At 37.2% G+C, this 17,533-nt stretch carries 17 protein-coding genes and 1 pseudogene; 9 read left to right on the top strand and 9 right to left on the bottom strand.

Going from position 1 to position 17,533, the window contains the following annotated elements:
• A pseudogene (locus tag DD649_RS13560) lies at positions 1–1,268 on the bottom strand (autotransporter outer membrane beta-barrel domain-containing protein); the annotation flags it as partial.
• 535 nt (positions 1,269–1,803) lie between these two features.
• On the opposite strand from DD649_RS13560, the gene DD649_RS13555 reads away from it, so the two are divergent.
• The 3 genes from DD649_RS13555 to DD649_RS13545 all read left to right on the top strand — a co-directional run bounded on the left by DD649_RS13555 (position 1,804) and on the right by DD649_RS13545 (position 3,841).
• Positions 1,804–2,475, top strand: coding sequence for an MmcQ/YjbR family DNA-binding protein (locus tag DD649_RS13555; RefSeq protein WP_294107742.1), 672 nt, complete (start codon positions 1,804–1,806; stop codon positions 2,473–2,475).
• An 86-nt stretch (positions 2,476–2,561) separates the two neighbouring features.
• Positions 2,562–3,605, top strand: coding sequence for a YeeE/YedE family protein (locus DD649_RS13550; RefSeq protein ID WP_336430846.1), 1,044 nt, complete (start codon positions 2,562–2,564; stop codon positions 3,603–3,605).
• Positions 3,606–3,613: 8 nt separating this feature from the next.
• Positions 3,614–3,841 carry a sulfurtransferase TusA family protein gene (locus DD649_RS13545; protein WP_294107738.1) on the top strand — a complete coding sequence of 76 codons (228 nt, stop codon included), beginning with the start codon at positions 3,614–3,616 and terminating at the stop codon, positions 3,839–3,841.
• A gap of 570 nt (positions 3,842–4,411) precedes the next feature.
• On the opposite strand, the gene DD649_RS13540 is transcribed toward DD649_RS13545, so the two are convergent.
• Positions 4,412–4,867 (bottom strand): DUF1097 domain-containing protein, encoded by a 456-nt coding sequence (locus DD649_RS13540; RefSeq protein WP_294107736.1) that lies wholly within the window; start codon positions 4,865–4,867, stop codon positions 4,412–4,414.
• Positions 4,868–5,270: 403 nt separating this feature from the next.
• Here DD649_RS13540 and DD649_RS13535 point away from each other — a divergent pair, with 403 nt between their 5' ends.
• The gene (locus DD649_RS13535) at positions 5,271–5,771 is read left to right on the top strand and encodes a hypothetical protein (protein WP_294107734.1); all 501 of its coding nucleotides are present in this window, start codon (positions 5,271–5,273) and stop codon (positions 5,769–5,771) included.
• Between the two features lie 160 nt (positions 5,772–5,931).
• Here DD649_RS13535 and DD649_RS13530 read toward each other — a convergent pair whose 3' ends face one another.
• Positions 5,932–7,095: a YadA C-terminal domain-containing protein gene (locus DD649_RS13530; RefSeq protein WP_294107732.1), complete on the bottom strand. Its 1,164-nt coding sequence runs from the start codon at positions 7,093–7,095 to the stop codon at positions 5,932–5,934.
• Positions 7,096–7,788: 693 nt separating this feature from the next.
• Here DD649_RS13530 and def point away from each other — a divergent pair.
• A complete protein-coding gene (gene def / locus DD649_RS13525) occupies positions 7,789–8,292 on the top strand; it encodes a peptide deformylase (protein ID WP_294107730.1) in 504 nt (167 codons plus the stop codon).
• Between the two features lie 201 nt (positions 8,293–8,493).
• Here the strand turns inward: def and fliT are convergent, their stop codons facing one another.
• From fliT to fliD, 3 genes are read right to left on the bottom strand one after another with little or no spacing between them, the layout of a single operon-like run.
• The gene (gene fliT, locus DD649_RS13520; RefSeq protein ID WP_336430845.1) at positions 8,494–8,883 is read right to left on the bottom strand and encodes a flagellar protein FliT; all 390 of its coding nucleotides are present in this window, start codon (positions 8,881–8,883) and stop codon (positions 8,494–8,496) included.
• Entirely contained in the window at positions 8,873–9,271 is a 399-nt protein-coding gene (gene fliS / locus DD649_RS13515) for a flagellar export chaperone FliS (RefSeq protein WP_294107726.1), read from the bottom strand. The genes fliT and fliS overlap by 11 nt, the downstream gene beginning before the upstream one ends.
• A gap of 5 nt (positions 9,272–9,276) precedes the next feature.
• Positions 9,277–10,713 carry a flagellar filament capping protein FliD gene (gene fliD / locus DD649_RS13510; RefSeq protein WP_294107723.1) on the bottom strand — a complete coding sequence of 479 codons (1,437 nt, stop codon included), beginning with the start codon at positions 10,711–10,713 and terminating at the stop codon, positions 9,277–9,279.
• Between the two features lie 358 nt (positions 10,714–11,071).
• Between fliD and DD649_RS13505 the strand changes: the two genes are divergently transcribed.
• Positions 11,072–12,226: a FliC/FljB family flagellin gene (locus DD649_RS13505; RefSeq protein WP_294107721.1), complete on the top strand. Its 1,155-nt coding sequence runs from the start codon at positions 11,072–11,074 to the stop codon at positions 12,224–12,226.
• Positions 12,227–12,694: 468 nt separating this feature from the next.
• Positions 12,695–13,408: an RNA polymerase sigma factor FliA gene (locus tag DD649_RS13500; RefSeq protein ID WP_294107719.1), complete on the top strand. Its 714-nt coding sequence runs from the start codon at positions 12,695–12,697 to the stop codon at positions 13,406–13,408.
• A gap of 317 nt (positions 13,409–13,725) precedes the next feature.
• Here DD649_RS13500 and DD649_RS13495 read toward each other — a convergent pair whose 3' ends face one another.
• Entirely contained in the window at positions 13,726–14,172 is a 447-nt protein-coding gene (locus tag DD649_RS13495) for a GNAT family N-acetyltransferase (protein WP_336430844.1), read from the bottom strand.
• 281 nt (positions 14,173–14,453) lie between these two features.
• Here DD649_RS13495 and cbpA point away from each other — a divergent pair, with 281 nt between their 5' ends.
• Both cbpA and DD649_RS13485 read left to right on the top strand, forming a co-directional pair.
• A complete protein-coding gene (gene cbpA, locus DD649_RS13490; protein ID WP_294107715.1) occupies positions 14,454–15,392 on the top strand; it encodes a curved DNA-binding protein in 939 nt (312 codons plus the stop codon).
• The gene (locus DD649_RS13485; RefSeq protein ID WP_336430843.1) at positions 15,392–15,688 is read left to right on the top strand and encodes a chaperone modulator CbpM; all 297 of its coding nucleotides are present in this window, start codon (positions 15,392–15,394) and stop codon (positions 15,686–15,688) included. The genes cbpA and DD649_RS13485 overlap by 1 nt, the downstream gene beginning before the upstream one ends.
• An 83-nt stretch (positions 15,689–15,771) precedes the next feature.
• On the opposite strand, the gene DD649_RS13480 is transcribed toward DD649_RS13485, so the two are convergent.
• Both DD649_RS13480 and DD649_RS13475 read right to left on the bottom strand, forming a co-directional pair.
• Positions 15,772–16,389, bottom strand: coding sequence for a bifunctional 4-hydroxy-2-oxoglutarate aldolase/2-dehydro-3-deoxy-phosphogluconate aldolase (locus DD649_RS13480; RefSeq protein WP_294107713.1), 618 nt, complete (start codon positions 16,387–16,389; stop codon positions 15,772–15,774).
• A gap of 16 nt (positions 16,390–16,405) precedes the next feature.
• Positions 16,406–17,338: a sugar kinase gene (locus DD649_RS13475; protein ID WP_294107710.1), complete on the bottom strand. Its 933-nt coding sequence runs from the start codon at positions 17,336–17,338 to the stop codon at positions 16,406–16,408.
• Positions 17,339–17,533 lie beyond the last annotated feature (195 nt).

Below are 17,533 nucleotides of genomic sequence, written 5' to 3'. Positions count from 1 at the left end.
TTAGTAGGGTCAACAGGTTTAGTTGAACTTTTTATTTTCCAAAGGGTAGCGTGAATATCATTATCGTCCGTCGATGCGGCTCCTGCAACAATAAGACCATCATTTGAAACAGCATAGGCTGTTGAAGAACCACTATTATCAACTTTTAATGTGCCTAAGTTCATCATGCCAGAGCTTTCAGTCCAACGAAATGCATTGGTATCACCTTTCGCATTTTCGGACTCACCAACAATAACAGAGATATCATCGTTGACATCATGGGCTTCTGAAAATGTTGTATCATTGTTCGCTAAGCTGCCTATACTTACCATGCCCGTTTTTTCAGTCCAGCGAAAAGCTTGTTCAGGATGGGGGGCACTGGCGGGGCCAGTTCCGACTGTAGCGGCTCCCACTACAATAGAACCATCATTAGAAACAAAATCTGCTGTAGAATAAGTTTTATCTGTGCGTATTGAGCCTAGGCTTTGCATACCATCAGCTTTTGTCCACCTAAAGGCTTGGTGCGATGTATCTTCAGTAGTTGAAAAGCCGACAATGACGCGCCCATCTGTAGAAACACCATTGGCTGATGATGATCCTATATTATTTTTTTCTAGCGTGCCTAAGCTAACTATTCCAGTTTCTTTAGTCCACATAAATGCATTTGTAGAGCCATTATCAGTACTGGAGTCCCCTACAATTGTTGAGCCATCTGCTGAGATGCTATTAGGGTCGGAATTACCAGAGTGGTCAGCTCGAAGTGTTCCAATTGTTTTAAAGCTAACAGTATCTTTGCCGTTTTCCCAAACAAATGCAGTTGCATTAGGTCCCATTGATATTTGGCCAGTAATTACATTTCCGTCGCGTGATACTGCTTGAGCATAAGAGATACCAGCACCTATTAGGGGAACCAAACCACTTGATTTAGTCCAACGAACAGCGGTGTCGTTACCATATTTAGTTTGTGCTATACCAATAATAGTTGAACCATCACGGGAAAGACCATTGATAGAAACTTGACCTTGATTATTGGGTTGAATTGTACCGATATTAGTCATTCCTGAATTAGTGATCCAATGGAAAACGTTGTCATCACCCATAGCAGTAGTCATTTTTCCTGCAATGATTTGTCCATCATTGGAAAGATGAAAAGCTTCAGAATTTAATCCTTTACGACCATCCAAGTCTATTTTTTTTTCAATTTCAATTTTCTTTTCAGCTGCATAGCTTTGAACAACAAAAAATGAAATACCAATGGCAACTGCCATACTTATTTTGCTTTTATTCATAATAGATTCACTGTAAATAAAAAATTAAAGTACCTCTATGTAATAATTTCTGAATAGAGGTAATAGTTGTATTTAATTAAACTTAATATTATAACGCAATTAAACCTAAGTAAATAACCAGTTTGAATCTAAAGGGGGTGAGTATTATAATGTTAATTACTATGATGTAATAAGATAAATATGTTTTCAGATTTTAACTACAATAGGAAAAAGACTATAAAGTTTAATTTAGAGAGTATCGTAATAAATAACATTCACATTTATTAAGAACTATAATGATTTTTTTATGTATTTCAGTTACTTTAAAATAACTTCTTATTTTTATTTATCTAGAATTTAGATATGGCTTTTACTCACGAACTATTCATTGCATTGGCAAGTCTACAATGGCCTAATTCTAATTAAAAAAATCATAGTTAATTTAGAGTATGCTAAGTTGAGATTGCAATAATCCAACAATAGGGTGATGATAAAGCTTAAGGTGTTAAGATGTAATAAATTTTTTATATTAATCCGTTTAACGCTATGGTGTGCAATGAATACAATTGAACGTGTTGATTTTAAAAATAAAAAGCCTAATTTCGGTCGTTTGATTGATTATGGCTTTATCTTAGGTGACCAATGTTATGAGTATGAATGCACATTAAAAAGCAGTGGTTTTCATTTAAAAATAACTATTTCGCTTTCTGGTGTAGTTCATACAATGTTAACGGATTTGGATGCAGGAGAAGAATATACTTTGCATTTAAACCCAACATCGACAGGCGAATTTGTTGGCCTTGTTCGCCAAGAGTATAATCAAATATTATCGGATATCATCGAGAAATGTTTTGATAACAATGTTTTTAAGTCGGAACTAGCCAATAAAATTATTGAGTACGTTAACGTTGAATATTCCATTGAGTTTGAATATTTATGGGCTAAATTTCCCAATAATGCGATTGTGAGACGGTTGGATAATCAAAAATGGTTTGCTGCATTATTAACCGTTGAAAGAAGTAAAATAGGCGTATCTGGTGAAGGCATTATTGAGATTATAGATTTAAAAATGCGTCCAGAAGATAAAGAAAAAATAATTGATAATGATAAATATCTCCCCGGATATCATATGAATAAAAATCACTGGTTCACTATTTGCTTAGATGGAAGGGTAAGTTTTGAAGAAATAGTTGATAAGTTGAATGCAAGTTATCATTTGGCAAAATAAAAATTATTTAAATATTGCATGACTTATATCTAAAAAATTAAATTTTATCCTAAGTAGAATATCCGTTTTCAATAGGAATGATGCTTATGATAAGTTTATCTCATCTCTCCGGGCTTTTCTTAGGAATTCTTCTCGGCTTTGTAATGCAACGTGGACGCTTTTGTATGGCTGGCGGCTTACGCGATCTCTATCTTTTTCGTGATACTCGAATGCTGATTGCAATTTTAATTGTTATCTCTATTCAGAGTGTCGGCTTATTTATTTTCGCCCATTTTGAGTTGGCCAAAATTCCGACAGATGCATTTGCGTGGTTGGCTACGATTGTTGGCGGACTTCTTTTTGGTATTGGAATGGGATGTGCAGGGTCTTGCTCAACAGGTGCTTATTATCGAGCAGCAGAGGGGTTAATTGGCAGTATTTTAGCAGTAGTGGGTTTTGCTATTGCAAGTTGGTTGATTAGGCAGTCGATATTAAAAAATCTATTTCAACCGATCACCTCCCCAAAATTAGATAACAGCACTATCACTCAGACATTTAATATCCCCCCTTATATCGCTATTTTTATATTAGTCGCAATTACAGGGTTATTGGTATTTAGGTATCTCAAGAAAACGTCATCGATAAAAATACCGAGAATGAAAGCTAAAAGAACAGGAATTGCACATTTGCTCTTTGAAGCTAGATGGCATCCCTTTATTTCAGCAATAATAATTGGCGTTATTGCATTATTAGCATGGCCTTCAAGTCTTTCTGATGGGCGAATTGGCGGTTTGGGAATTAGTGGTCCGAGCGCTCAACTTTTCTCGTTAGTGACTGAAGGTAATTTGAAATTTTTTAATTGGGCTGGTTTTTTACTGATTGGTATTTTTGTTGGTTCATTTATTGCGGCAAAGGGAAGTCGAGAATTTAAATTTCGTCATCCAGGTTTTCCGGTCATTTTCAAAAGTCTAATTGGCGGCTTGTTTATGGGGGTAGGGAGTGGGTTAGCTGGTGGCTGTATGTTAGGAAATACTTTAGTGAATACAGCTTGGTTTTCATGGCAAGGTTGGGCATTTATTCCCTGTATCATTCTGGGAAGTTGGATTGTTAGTTACTTTACGATCATTCGTCCACAATATACGAAAAAGTGAGAAACAATATGAATACAGTTAAATTAGATACATGCGGCCATTTATGTCCATTTCCATTAATTGAAGCTAAAAAAGCAATAGAATTGATGGCAACGGGAGATCTACTTGTCATTGAATACGATTGTGCGCAAGCAACAGAAAATATACCTCGTTGGGCAGCTGAAGAGGGACATGAAGTTGTTGAGTTTGAACAATTCGCAGATGCTCAGTGGCGCATGCAAATAAAGAAAGGGTAACATTAGCATACGGTGGCGGTATATCCGCTGCTATTACTTAACGCTATGGTAAATTTTTACGCTATTATCTCTATTTGTTATTACTAAAATGCTTTTAGTTTTTCCTTCCTTATTTAATATTTGTTATTTATATTTTACTTTATGCAAGATTTAAATCTGATTCTTACTTTGGCGCTTTATAAAATCATACAGATAAATCCTAATTACTCCGTTCTTGTGTAGTTTCTTATTTTAGTTAATGAATATTCACTCAGTCATATCAACTATTTTAATCATTAAACGAATACCATGATAGTGGTATTATCGTTTCTTTAATAATACTTTTGCTATTTATTCCGTATTATTAGGTATTCATACTTGGCTCATATAGTTGTTATTCATTAGTTAAATCATTGTGTTATATATTGTTAGTATGTGAATTTAATGTATTATCAGTTTGGTCTTGAATTTCCCTTGGTTTCATTTTGATTATGTTCGAACCGCCATTATGGCGGTTTTTTTTATTTGATTTATTACCCAAATTTATCTCTTTAGATTTCCTACGTATTCGCACAAATTTGAGATAATTGACTATTTCAATTTTCGAGATAACCAAAGTCCACTTTGTTTCATAGAATAGCCAAACAAAACACCGACGATTAAAGATTGTATTGTTATCGCCCATTCGCCTTGAGCGGCAAATATCGCACATGCTCCAATAAATGTTCCAGGGATATAAGCAAACCATGATTTATGGGCTTGGATACACATTATAAAAGCGATAACGCCTGTGATGAGATATCCGATAACATTCGGAGAATCTTTTAGCCATAAACTGGCATGAATAATAATTAAACCCCAAGCAACACCACTAGCGACAGTGATAGCGGTTACAGCAAGTCCTTTGATGCCGTCTTTAGGATAGGCAAAATAGGCTGTACAGCCCAAAAATCCGGCCCACCCGATGAGCCCTAATGCGTCAGCAACCCATGCCCAGACGCCTGAAAGCAGTGCTGTGGTCAAAGAAAGAGAAAAAAGTATCTTCACAATTTACACTTAAAGTTATAGTTACAAGTGAGTAGAACGAATCCGTTAGTGCTGTACGTGGTTCATCCATCAAATTTAGGCATTATTGAGCCGATTTTATGCGGCTATATTGCCCTTGCAGGGGAGTTCATCGGGGAAAAGTGCCAATATAATTGCCAAACATACAAATATTATGATTTTTATTATGTTATTACAGCCACGCTATCTAACAAAGCCAAGCATTGTATAGGGACAGGAGAAGCGTTGCAATTTGTATAAGACAAATTTATCAGCTTTAAATTAAGATGATTTAAGCTTACTGTAGATCTCCACTTTCCATTATTTGAACTTAGCTATTTTAGTGAGTCTATCGATGGAAGTATTGATGAATAACAATTGAATAATGCATAGTGGGAGTAACTGAATGAAATGGATTATTGCTGGTTTTGCTGCATTGGTTTTGGCTGGGTGTGATAATGCATCTAACGCACCGTTTGGTCTTAATTGGGGACAAACGATCGATAGTGTCAATTTTATTAAAGGCGGTGATTGTAAAGTCAATGGAGGTAAAACCATTTGCACGTTCGATAATCAAAAGCCATTCAATGATTGGAGCTATCAAAATCAGCTTATATTTGAGGGTAATAACCTTACCCAAGTGGTTACAACTCTTGTCGGTGTCGAGGATTATTCATTGCCTAAACCTAATTTTGATAATTTTACGGGTAAATTGAATAGTGAGCTTAGTTACTTAACGTCGAAGGGTTTTAATAAAGAAACGAGTAAAATAATTAGCGATAAGTGTCAGCTTGAATCGACATGTAATAAAGTTGGCGAATCATCAAAAACAACCACAGGTATGTCTAACTTTTGGATTACCATTAATCCAACGCCAATTGCGATAGTGACATATACTCAAGAGTAAATTGTAAGACAGTTTCTGTAGTAGATTTAATTAACAGATATGACTAGTGAATAGCACCGAGAAGATGTCGGGACTATTCACTATTGAGCTATTCACTATGCACTATTAGTGAGTGGTAATTAAAAAATAACTTTAGCTGTTGTGGGTGTTAACAGCTGAATTACCAGCCAAAAGCGATACCCGCCCCCATAACAGCACTATCTGAGTTATTCCATGATATGGAACTACGTAAGTTTACGTTTTCTTTGAGTTGATATTGTGCACCAGCAGCGATCGCGGTACCATTTTTGTAGTTTCCTGCACCAACGCCAGCACTAAAACGTGTATTGGTTGCATATGGAATGTTGCTCATGGCGGCAACCGAGGCAATGCCTGAATTAGCCTCTTTAGATCTTTGGTCAATTTTGTTGTCTAGTTGATTAACAGCATTATCATATTTGCTTTCGAACGCAGTAAACTTTTTATCATTGGTTTTTTGTGTTTTTATGGCATTGGCCTTTATTTTTGTAACAATGATTTTATTATTACTTATTTCTTTATCTATATTTTTAAAGTTAGCTTCTATTTTATTATTTAATTCGTGATTATTTTTATTTGTATTTTTGATTTCATCAACTAAATGATTGACTCTGTTTACTGTTTCTATTACCGATTTATTTGTTCTTATTGAGTTTGTATGCAATTGATAAATAGTATTTTTTAGTCCATTTGAATTTTTCAAATTGATATTATTAGTAAGCGTATCAAATTTAGCTGGTGGAGTCAGTGGGAGGACAGGAGTAGATGCAGTAATAAGCCCCTCAGTAAATCCTTCCAGAAGTAGCATGTTTAATGCACTACTGCCTAACGCATTTTCAGTACTGATGATAGCCATAGTTGGGATGGCTGCATTTGAATGCTCTTGTTTTAATAATTTATCTTTTATCGTTGAAATTAAAGTTGTTGTTGATAAAGGTGAGATAAGGGGGGCATGAGTAGCAAAATCGTGGGGTTCTTGAGACGGTGATGTAATCTCTAGTGATACCATATTTTGCTCTTTATTGCTTTCATTTAAGCTATTAAAATATAATGGTTTTTTTTGATTCTCGGTTTTTAATTTGAAATCATGTAAGGAGGGGGCTGGTTTTGAATATATAGAACTATTGGTTTTGTTTTTTAAGTTATCTAAGGAGGAGGGAGTGGGCATATTATATGTATGATATGTATATTCATATCCATCATCTAATACTGTTTCATTATTAATAATTGGATTTGCTATAGTGGTATAAGATAAACTCGATAGCAAAGTAATAGTAATGCTATTTAATAATAATTTCTTTTTCATTCTGTAATTTCCATATAATTGAAAAAATAATAATTAAAATTAATAAATTAAGTTTAGTTAATTTTGCTTTTTAACGTGAAATGTAATAATAAAGAATTTTATTTTAATGGTAAAATCAGTTTTTTAATGATTTTGGTTCGGTATATCCGTGGTTGATTAAAATTAATACGGTAACATTTACAATGAAAATTAAAGTGATTAGCCTATTTTTAGTATTTATTTATAAATTAATATATTAAAAGTGAAATTAATTTTAATTAAATTGAGTGAATTAAAATTTACACTATAAGTTTATTATGTATTTGACTTATTTTGAATTACATAAAAATATCAATGAGTTAAATTTTTATGGTGGTAGCAGTGTAAAACTATAATCGTGAAGGCCATGAGCTAAAAGATAAATCAAGAAAACAAGCTGTTGAATAAAGCACCTATCAAAATAATTCATCACTATTTTTTCTAATTCAGGTGTTTTTTTCTATATAACATGTTATTTTTCTGTAAAACTTGTTATGTAATCTATTTTTGTTAAGTGATTAAAACGCCGATCATGCGCTAAGGTATTGAGTTATAATAAAAGATATCATCAATCAAACAGATATGACATTTTTTGCATGTAATCACAAAAATAAAAAGACGATAATATTTTATAGATATTTGAATTAAAGTAATTGAATTAATAGGATTTAAGCGATGGCAGTAAGAACGATTATTGAAATTCCTGATGAAAGATTACGCATCAAGTGTAAGCCTGTCACAGATTTCGAGGCAGTACAAACATTAATCGATGATTTATTAGATACCATGTACAGTACTGATAGCGGTATTGGGTTGGCGGCGACACAAATTGCTGAAACGTTGTCGATAATGGTGATTGATATTTCTGATGACCGTAATCAACCTATGGTGTTTATTAACCCTGAAATTATTGAAAGTGAAGGGGAAACAAGCTATCAGGAAGGGTGTCTATCTATTCCTGAAATCTACGCGGATGTTGATCGTTTTTTACGTGTCAAAGTGAAGGCTTTCGATAGAAATGGTAAACAATTTATTGTTGATAGCGATGAGTTTTTATCTATTGTGATGCAACATGAAATTGACCACTTACACGGCAAAGTGTTTATCGACCACTTATCCACATTAAAACGTAATATGCTGTTGAAAAAATTAAAGAAACAGCAACGTTTAAAGCAATAAGCTATCTGCTTATTTGTTCATTCCAAACGACTACGATATTTTAAAACCTCCCGATGAATACGATAAGTAGCGCGTGGGATTCGGGTTGAAGTATGTGGCGGTTAGATTTTAGTTATCAAGTTATATAGCGAATCTATTGATTGCTAATATTTTTAAACGGAGGGTTTAAGTGCCAGCTAGAAATGCCTGACACCTGAATGCTCATTCCATGGGTTTAATAATATAAGGGGTCTCTGAATCATTAAACTGGCCGTAGCTATTATTGAGTACCCGCTTTTGTTCTAATTGCTTCATTTCTTTACTGAGAAAATTTAAATGTTTTTGTAAGTACTCTTTAGTGATACGTTCATTCTCAATAATTTGCTGCAAAAACTGAATAAATTCATCAGTAATGGGTTCTTGCTGTTCGTATTCATGGGTTAATACGGTGAGATTTTCAACCGCAAGCACATACTCTGTTTCACGAGAAACTAGCGTCTCCCACTGTGCAGATTTGGCCAAGGCCACTAAATTTTCACTTAATACTAAGACATTACGATATATTTCTTGTAAATCGATAGGATTTTTATTGTCCACCTGATTATCTTTCATCCACATTTGCACCGATTTGCTGCCATGCAGACGCGATATCGGAGAGTAATTGGTAAACTTCTTGGACTAAAGCCACGTCGTTTTCGAGGTTGGCACGTAATAGTTGCATGACCATATAGTCATACAAACTTGCTAAATTTTCAGCAAGCTCACCGCCAGCCTCATAATTTAGCGATTGTTTTAAGCCTGTGTCAATGATGTCGATAACTTTTGAGATTTCTTTACCTTTTTCTGCCACTTTGCCTTGCGCCATAAAGATTTCACCTCGTTTAAGGGCACTTAATGCCCCTTTAAATAAGATTTGAATCAGTTGGTAAGGTGTCGCATTGGTAATTTCACTTTCTAAGTTGACTTGTTGATAAGCTTGATTGGCCTTACGTTGATACATAATGATTAACCTAAAAGTCTGCTTAATGAGTTTGTGGTGCTACTAAGTGAACTCATCATTTTATCGAGATTTTGGAATTGACGACGATAGATGTCCATAGTGTTTTCAATTTGCTTATTGGTTTGTTCAATACGCTTATCGAGGCTTTTCTTTTTCTTTTGTATGCCGTCAGTGGCGTTATGTAAGGTGCCTTCTTTACTGTCTAAAGTATCTTTTAAGAAATTAAAATTTTCAGTACCAAAGCCAGTTTTTTCACCGTCACCAGCAAAAAATACTTTAACACTGGAAGGGTTCTCTTTTAGTGCTTTATCTAAAATTTTATTGTCTATCTCTAAGGTACCGTCAAGCTTTTGTTTAATACCCATTTTATTGAGTAAATTGAGCTCTCCACTATTTTGGGCTGTTCGTACATGTGTGCGTAATTGGCTCTGAATGCCTCGTAAAGTTGAATCACCAATCAGTGGGCCGTTAGTTTTATTGGGGGCGGTGCCACTTTCTGTTGGTGTATATTTGGTTAATTCAGAGGCGAGTGTTTGGAATTCATTATAAGCATCGACCCACACTTTGATTTTTGCTTTGGCAGGTTCAATGTCTTCCGAGACAATCAAATGATCTGGTTTGCCATTTTCACTTTCTTTTTTTAGGGTGAGCGTTAAACCAGGGAATAAGTCTTTAGCTTCATTGGTTTGTGATTCTAATTCAAAGCCATCAATTTCAAGCAGGGCATTTTGCGGGGCAACTTTTTGCTCCATACCAGAGCTAGCTGCATTTTTTAAAGTTACATTACCTTTATCATCAATGTCAGATTCGACATTCAATATGGCAGCTAAGGTATCATCCCCATCAACATTAATACTAATGCGGTTTTCGGTACCTTCTTTTTTAGAGGTGACAACCAAATGGTAATTATTGGTTTTATCTTTAACTACTGAAGCTGTGATATTTTTATCAGTTTTATTAATCGCATCGGCAATTTCAATTAATGAGGTACTTTCATTATCAAGTTTGATAACGATTTTATCACTATCTTTTTTTTGCGAAGGCTGAGTAATGGTAATTGTACGTTCAGCGGCATCGCTACCTAATAGCGCTTTGTTATCTGTTTGCCCTTTAGTGGCAATGGTCTGTGCTTTAGCGAGCTGAGTGACTAAAATATCATGCACACCAGCAACGGCTTTACCATCCGTTTTGACGTCAAAAGCTTTGTATTCACCCGTCACTTTAGTGGTGCTGATATCGCCGTACTTTTTTAAATCTTCCGCTGCTTTTTTGAGCTTTTCTAATGAAGATTGCATTTTGCCAAAGGCACTGATTTGTGCATCATAACTGGCTTTTTGGGTGTTTAGCGGGTCAAGACGACGGCGTTCCATCGCTTCAAGTTGGTCCATTTGGACGTTTAAATCTAAGTTAGCCCCGATACCGAGTGTAGATATACCTGCCATGTCTTACTCCTGAATATAAATCCTAAAAATAAATACTGTTTAGCTCTTTATCGGCGGATGGGCTGAAAATATTAGACTATTTCTATAAATAATGATGACGGGAGTAAGGGGGCTAAATAGAGGTAATTATCTTTATTAAGAATAAATGATGATGAAATGAATGAAAATTCGGGTATTAAATAAAAAAGTTATCCGTCAAGAAGCTGATAGCAGCGCCATTTCTTACCTTGTTAACAAAAATATTCATTAAAAGGCCTAAAGGGGTTTTGGTTGCAGCCGATAATCTACTTGCTGACGAAATTTACAGAGTTAAGCATCTAGGCTTAACGTATTAATATGAATAACAAGGATATAAATCATGGCTCAAGTTATTAACACTAACATTCTGTCTCTGACTACTCAGAACAACTTAAACCGTTCACAAGGCGTACTGGGTACTGCAATTGAGCGTTTATCTTCAGGTTCACGTATCAACAGCGCAAAAGATGATGCTGCGGGCCAAGCAATTGCTAACCGTTTCACTGCAAACGTTAAAGGTTTAACTCAAGCTGCACGTAACGCGAACGACGGTATTTCTATTGCACAGACCGCTGAAGGCGCAGTTAACGAAATTAACGATAACTTACAACGTGTTCGTGAACTGACTGCTCAAGCACAAAACGGTACTAACTCTAAGAGCGATATTGAGTCTATCAATAAAGAAGTTAAAGCTCGCATGGAAGAAATTGACCGTATCTCTGAACAAACTCAATTTAACGGTGTAAAAGTATTAACTCAAGACACTAAAATGAGTATTCAAGTCGGTACTAACGATAATGAAACTATCTCTATCGGCCTGAAAAAAATCGACAGCGCTACTTTAGGTTTAACTGGTTTTGATGCAGCAAGCAAAGGTGATATGGGTAAAGAAATTGATTACTCATCAGATGCATACAAGCAAGCTACAGGTTTACCTGTTGATAAAGCGGCAGCGACTACTGCTGCTAATGCGTTACAAGTTGGTGGACAACCAATTACAGGCGCTAAAGTTTTCGAAAAACTAGATGCTGATGGAAAAGCATCAGCAACAGAAGTTTATATCACTGGTAAAGACAGCACAGGTAAAGAAGTTACTTTAAAAGCAACACAAGCTATTACCGCTGGTGCTGCTGAACAACCTGGTCCTCCGATAGTTCCAGCAACTGCTGCTACAGTAGCATTTAGCGGAGCAACCGAGCTGACTGAAACAGAGCAATCTGCAATGAAGCCATTAGATACTTTAGACAAAGCATTGGCTCAAGTTGATAGCTTCCGTTCAGATTTGGGTGCGATTCAAAACCGTATGCAATCTACCATCAACAACCTGAACAACTCTGTTAACAACCTGAGCGCAGCACGCAGCCGTATTCAAGATGCTGACTTCGCAACAGAAGTTTCTAACATGAGCCGTGGTCAGATCCTGCAACAAGCAGGTACTGCAGTGTTGGCGCAAGCTAACCAAGTTCCACAAGGTGTTCTGAGTCTGCTTCGTTAATTTAGACTTGTATTCCTGATTAAAGGCCAGCGTTGCTGGCCTTTTTCTTTGGTCGTCATACTTCAAGTCGTAGATGCGTTGGCTGCATAAGGCCACCCGAATCACGTACTTATGTACGCTCATCGGGATAACCTTATTTGCCGCCTTCCTACAACTCGAATTATTTAGACCATCATTAGCCATTTTTAAAAACTTTTTTAAAACTCCCACTTTTCAAATGTAAAGTCTAAAATTTAGCTCTAACCAAGTAATTTTAAAGGAAAATAGTGCTGGATTTTATCTATTGTGTCACCAACAAATCACATCAAAAATCCACTTAGAACAACTATTAAAATGGTAATCATTCAAATTTTACCTATTTAGGATAGGGTAAATAGAGCCTGATTTAGCGCCTTACTCTGCGGATTGAAATTAAAATCAACACAGATAATAACTACCTTTCGTAAAACTTGAAGGGTGATTCAGGTTGTGAGTGATTTGTATACTGCCGAAGGTGTCATTAATAAAAATAGCCTATGGGAGCGTTATTACCCTCTAATACGCCATGAAGCCCTAAAACTGCAAGTCAGATTACCCGCCAGTGTCGATATCGACGACTTAATTCAAGCGGGGGGCATCGGTTTATTGCATGCATTGGAACGTTTCGATGCTACCCAAGGGGCTTCGTTCGCCACCTATGCGGTACAGCGTATTCGGGGTTCTATGCTCGATGAACTGCGTAGCCGTGACTGGGCGCCACGTAGTGTGCGTCGTCAAGCTCGCGAAATGACGAAAGCGATCGGCACATTGGAGCAATCCCTTGGGCGCAGTGCCACTGAGCCTGAAATTGCCAAAGCGCTCGACATTGACCTCGTTGAATATCGCCAAGCCTTGCTAGACACCAATAACAGCCAGCTATCCTCTTATGATGAATGGCATGAAATTCATGGGGAAAGTTGTGAACCCTCAATGGATGATGACGATGGCGGAAATCCGTTAAGCCTACTGATGGAATCCAGTTTGCGTGAGCAAATTGTAGCTGCAATTGACCAACTACCTGAACGAGAGAAAATGGTCTTGATGCTGTACTATCAGGAGGAGCTGAATTTAAAAGAGATAGGGGCGGTGTTGGATGTCGGGGAGTCGAGGGTGAGTCAGTTGCATAGTCAGGCTATTAAGCGTCTCCGCGGCCGTCTCAAATAGATGCTCGTCATACTTCGCATTGTGGGGGTGTTGACTGCTCTCGGCTACTTGGGTCACATACTTATGTATGCTCCCCAAGATATCCTCGCTGGTCGCCTACCCACAATACGAATTATTTAGAGCATCAGATGGGTGGCGAGGGAAAACTGACTTAATTCTAAGATTAAAAATTAAAATACTAAGTTATTTCTAAAGTATATCTTCGTTTGTCTTCCATTCGTATGGTGAACTATTTAGTTACTGCTGTGCTGTTGTTAAATCTATTTCGATATTATAATCATTTGATATATAACTATTTTTGTTTATTTATCAGCTAATCACTGTGATTCATTCAGCTTATCTAAAAAATTTTTGGCATTTGTGTGCCATGCGCGGGGTGATTGGCTGAAGCCCAATTTTAAGTATCCGGTGTGGTTGCTTTCAGTGGAAAGAAACAGGATATCGCACTCGGGTGGGAGTTCTTCAGCGACCATACGCATAAGCTGTCGGTCGATGCCATGCTGGCGATAGTTCGTATCTATCGCTAATTCGGCGATATAACAACAAGAACTAAAATCGGTGATCGCTCGCACAAAACCGACCACCTGTATTTCATCCCATGCACTAATCAACAAATCTGCATTATTCAGCATATTCTCTAATTGAACGATATTATCGGTTTGAACCGTCGCATTGAGCGGTGATTGCCTAATTAGCGTAATAAAATCTTCAACCGCAATCGAGTGATTAACGTGATAAGTAAGGCCATTTGCTATTGCGTCCATAGAGTGGTCCTTTGCAAAGAAAGATGCTCTTATAGGTTTAGCGTGAAATTATAAAAATTGCCTATTTTTTTTGTATTTTTGTGGGGCTGAATTGCTTTCTACATTGATAATGGTAGTGATAAACATATATAGATATTACCGATATCCTCTAAAATAGTGGCATTTATGCGTTAAGTCATATAAGTCAAATTTGAGTCGGTTATTATATTTACCTGACCTATAATTGATATCGTAGAGCACCATAAGAAATCTATCCACCATGAAATAAACAGGATATGACTATGGAATTAAAGGATTATTACACCATTATGGGTGTAAAACGTACCGATGACCTAAAAACAATCAAGACGGCTTATCGTCGCCTAGCACGAAAATATCACCCAGATGTCAGTAAAGAACCCAATGCGGAGGCGCGCTTTAAAGAAATTGCCGAAGCGTGGCAAGTTTTGAGTGACAAAGAGCGAAGAGCAGAATACGACCAACTGTGGGAACACAGAAATGACCCACAATTTCAGCAATATGGCCAAGGGCAGCCTAATCAATCTTATCGTCAGCAAGGGGCCAGCCCTGAAGATTTTGACGACATTTACTCCTCAATATTTGGCCAACGTGGGCGCAGCTCTTGGCATCAACAACGTAGTACGCGCGGTCACGATTTAGAAATAGAATTGGCCGTTTTTTTAGAAGAAACCCAAGAAGCACATACGCGAACCCTGAGTTATAACCTGCCTGTATATAATGCTTATGGCTTTATTGAAAGTGAAATACCTAAAACTCTGAATGTAAAAATTCCGGCAGGTGTTGTAGAAGGGCAACGAATTCGTTTAAAAGGGCAAGGAACGGCAGGGGAGAATGGTGGCGAAAATGGCGACTTATGGCTAACAATTCGTATTGCACCGCATCCGCTATTTGATGTTAAAGGTCATGATATTGAAATTGTTGTCCCACTCGCTCCATGGGAGGCGGCTTTAGGCGCTAAAGTCACCATACCGACCTTGAAAGAAAAAATTGCCTTGACGATACCAGCTAATAGCCAAGCGGGACAAAGGTTGCGCGTAAGAGGCAAAGGGTTGGCGAGTAAAGAAAAAACCGGCGATCTGTACGCCATCATTAAGATAGTCATGCCAACCAATACGAATGCTGAAGCGACTGTACTTTGGGAGAAACTCGCAGCCTCCCAACAAGGTTTTGACCCACGCAAAGATTGGGGGAAAAAATAATGGGACAAATTACTACACTCACAACCGTTGAATTTTGCGTTCATACGGGTATCCGTGAAGATGAATTGAATGAAATTGTCGGTTTAGGGATAGTTCAACCCATTATCAGCCATACAGAATGGTTATTTGATGATAGTGCGGTTGTTATTGTTCAACGTGCAGTACGCCTTTATCATGAACTGGAAATTGATTGGCCGGGTATTGCAATTACCATCAATTTACTTGAAGAGAATGAACTGCTTAAGCAAGAAAACAATAAATTACATCAACAATTAAAACGGTTTATTAATAGTTGATTTGCGTTAATTTCCTCGATGCAAACAGCAAGCCTCGTACCATTTTTGATTTTGGTAACGAGGTTTGCTTATTTAACTAAAAATTAAATACTAGCGGCTTCAGCCACTAACTTGCCAAGTTCTTGCCAATTTTCGCTATCAATCAGCGAATTAGGTACCATCCACGAGCCACCACAAACGAGAACAGACGGTAGTGCGGTATATTGAGCAATATTGTTCAAACCAATACCGCCAGTCGGCATAAATTTGACTGGGTAAACGGCACCTAACGCTTTTAACATCGCAACACCACCAGAAGCTTCTGCTGGGAAGAACTTCAATGTGGTCAAATTAAATTCAAGCGCTTGTTCAACCAAACTTGGGCTATTCACACCAGGAATGATAATCACATTTTTTTGTTGGCAATAAGCGACGATTTTTGGATTAAAACCTGGGCTAACAATAAAATCAACACCGGCTTCAATGGCTTGATCCACTTGAGCTGTAGTTAATACGGTACCAGCGGCAATGAGCAAATCAGGATAAGCCGCTCGCATGTTTTTAATTGCTTGTACTGCCGCAGGGGTGCGAAAAGTCACTTCAGCGCAAGGTAGGCCATTTTCCATTAATACTTTTGCGAGTGGTGCGCCATGTTCAGCGTTATTAATTGTAATAACAGGGACAACTTTGAGACTTTTTATTTTTTCAAGTAGCTGATTCATTATTTAACCTTTTCAATTAATTAATAGCCGGCATTGCTTCAGATGGAATTATCGCTCCCCGGTGTTGGATGACGGTTCCAGCTAATAAATGGCCTGTTTTTGCCGCTTCGATAGGTGTACCACCTAATATACGACATGCAAGATATCCTGCACTGAAAGAGTCCCCTGCGGCGGTAGTATCCACCACATGGTCGACTTTATTGGCAGGTACTTCGATTTTTTGATGATCAATAATAATAAAACAGGCTTCTGCACCACGTTTAATGACGATCTCTTTTACACCACATTGCTGAGCGCGGGTGATGGATTCAGCTTCTTGGATATCACCATAGAGTAGTTGTTCGTCATCAAAGGTTAAAAATGCAATATCAGTTAGGTTTAGAATTTGTTGATATGCTTGTTTTGTAACATCTTTTGAAGGCCAAAGTGTAGGGCGGTAATTATTATCGAATATTATTTTAGCGCCATGCTGCTTAGCTTGTTGAAGAATTTCAAACAGTAATTGGCGTGCGGCGTCGGGTAAAATGGCTAAACTGATGCCACTAAGGTAAATAAATTGTTGTTCATTGAGAAGTTGCTGTGTGTGTGCTTTGCTGTCTTCATTTAACCAAAATTTAGCGGCTGCATTATCACGCCAATAAAAAAAACGGCGCTCGCCATCGGGTGAAGTTTCAATAAGGTACATGCCGGGAAGAAGTTTGTCTGAAATTGCGACATTTTCAGTGTTGATACCTTCTTGCTGCCAGCTTGAAAGCATTTGCTGGCTGAATGGATCTTGTCCTAATCCAGTAAGGTAACGGGTTGTGACACCTTGTGATTGCGTTAAGCGTGACAAATATAACGCAGTGTTTAGCGTGTCGCCACCGAAGGTTTGCTTATAAAGCTCCCCTGATTTTTGCAACTCAACCATACATTCACCAATAACGGCAACTTGTAGACCTGTACCCATATTTACCACCTACTCTATGACGATAACTTTGCGTGTTGCTTACTATTAAAACGCATTTTCAAAATAAGTTCAACAAAATGAAACGCTGTTTTAAAAATATCAAATCACTGTTCTTGTTTTTTAGTTAATGGGCAATTATGCTACTGGCTCTGTCGTGAAGTTTGACTGAACAGGTATAATGTAAATAATTAGATG

Source organism: Providencia sp., assembly GCF_003533305.1.
Lineage (GTDB): Bacteria > Pseudomonadota > Gammaproteobacteria > Enterobacterales > Enterobacteriaceae > Providencia.
This window is presented reverse-complemented; position numbering and strand designations above follow the sequence as displayed.

What these genes read in the sequence shown, in the direction of transcription:
- DD649_RS13535 (WP_294107734.1), top strand. Translation starts at nt 5,271, where the DNA reads ATGAAATGGATTATTGCTGGTTTTGCTGCATTGGTTTTGGCTGGGTGT.
- DD649_RS13475 (WP_294107710.1), bottom strand. Translation starts at nt 17,338, where the DNA reads ATGGGTACAGGTCTACAAGTTGCCGTTATTGGTGAATGTATGGTTGAG.
- DD649_RS13505 (WP_294107721.1), top strand. Translation starts at nt 11,072, where the DNA reads ATGGCTCAAGTTATTAACACTAACATTCTGTCTCTGACTACTCAGAAC.
- def (WP_294107730.1), top strand. Translation starts at nt 7,789, where the DNA reads ATGGCAGTAAGAACGATTATTGAAATTCCTGATGAAAGATTACGCATC.
- DD649_RS13480 (WP_294107713.1), bottom strand. Translation starts at nt 16,389, where the DNA reads ATGAATCAGCTACTTGAAAAAATAAAAAGTCTCAAAGTTGTCCCTGTT.
- DD649_RS13530 (WP_294107732.1), bottom strand. Translation starts at nt 7,095, where the DNA reads ATGAAAAAGAAATTATTATTAAATAGCATTACTATTACTTTGCTATCG.
- DD649_RS13545 (WP_294107738.1), top strand. Translation starts at nt 3,614, where the DNA reads ATGAATACAGTTAAATTAGATACATGCGGCCATTTATGTCCATTTCCA.
- DD649_RS13555 (WP_294107742.1), top strand. Translation starts at nt 1,804, where the DNA reads ATGAATACAATTGAACGTGTTGATTTTAAAAATAAAAAGCCTAATTTC.
- fliD (WP_294107723.1), bottom strand. Translation starts at nt 10,713, where the DNA reads ATGGCAGGTATATCTACACTCGGTATCGGGGCTAACTTAGATTTAAAC.
- DD649_RS13485 (WP_336430843.1), top strand. Translation starts at nt 15,392, where the DNA reads ATGGGACAAATTACTACACTCACAACCGTTGAATTTTGCGTTCATACG.
- cbpA (WP_294107715.1), top strand. Translation starts at nt 14,454, where the DNA reads ATGGAATTAAAGGATTATTACACCATTATGGGTGTAAAACGTACCGAT.
- fliS (WP_294107726.1), bottom strand. Translation starts at nt 9,271, where the DNA reads ATGTATCAACGTAAGGCCAATCAAGCTTATCAACAAGTCAACTTAGAA.
- fliT (WP_336430845.1), bottom strand. Translation starts at nt 8,883, where the DNA reads ATGAAAGATAATCAGGTGGACAATAAAAATCCTATCGATTTACAAGAA.
- DD649_RS13495 (WP_336430844.1), bottom strand. Translation starts at nt 14,172, where the DNA reads ATGGACGCAATAGCAAATGGCCTTACTTATCACGTTAATCACTCGATT.
- DD649_RS13550 (WP_336430846.1), top strand. Translation starts at nt 2,562, where the DNA reads ATGATAAGTTTATCTCATCTCTCCGGGCTTTTCTTAGGAATTCTTCTC.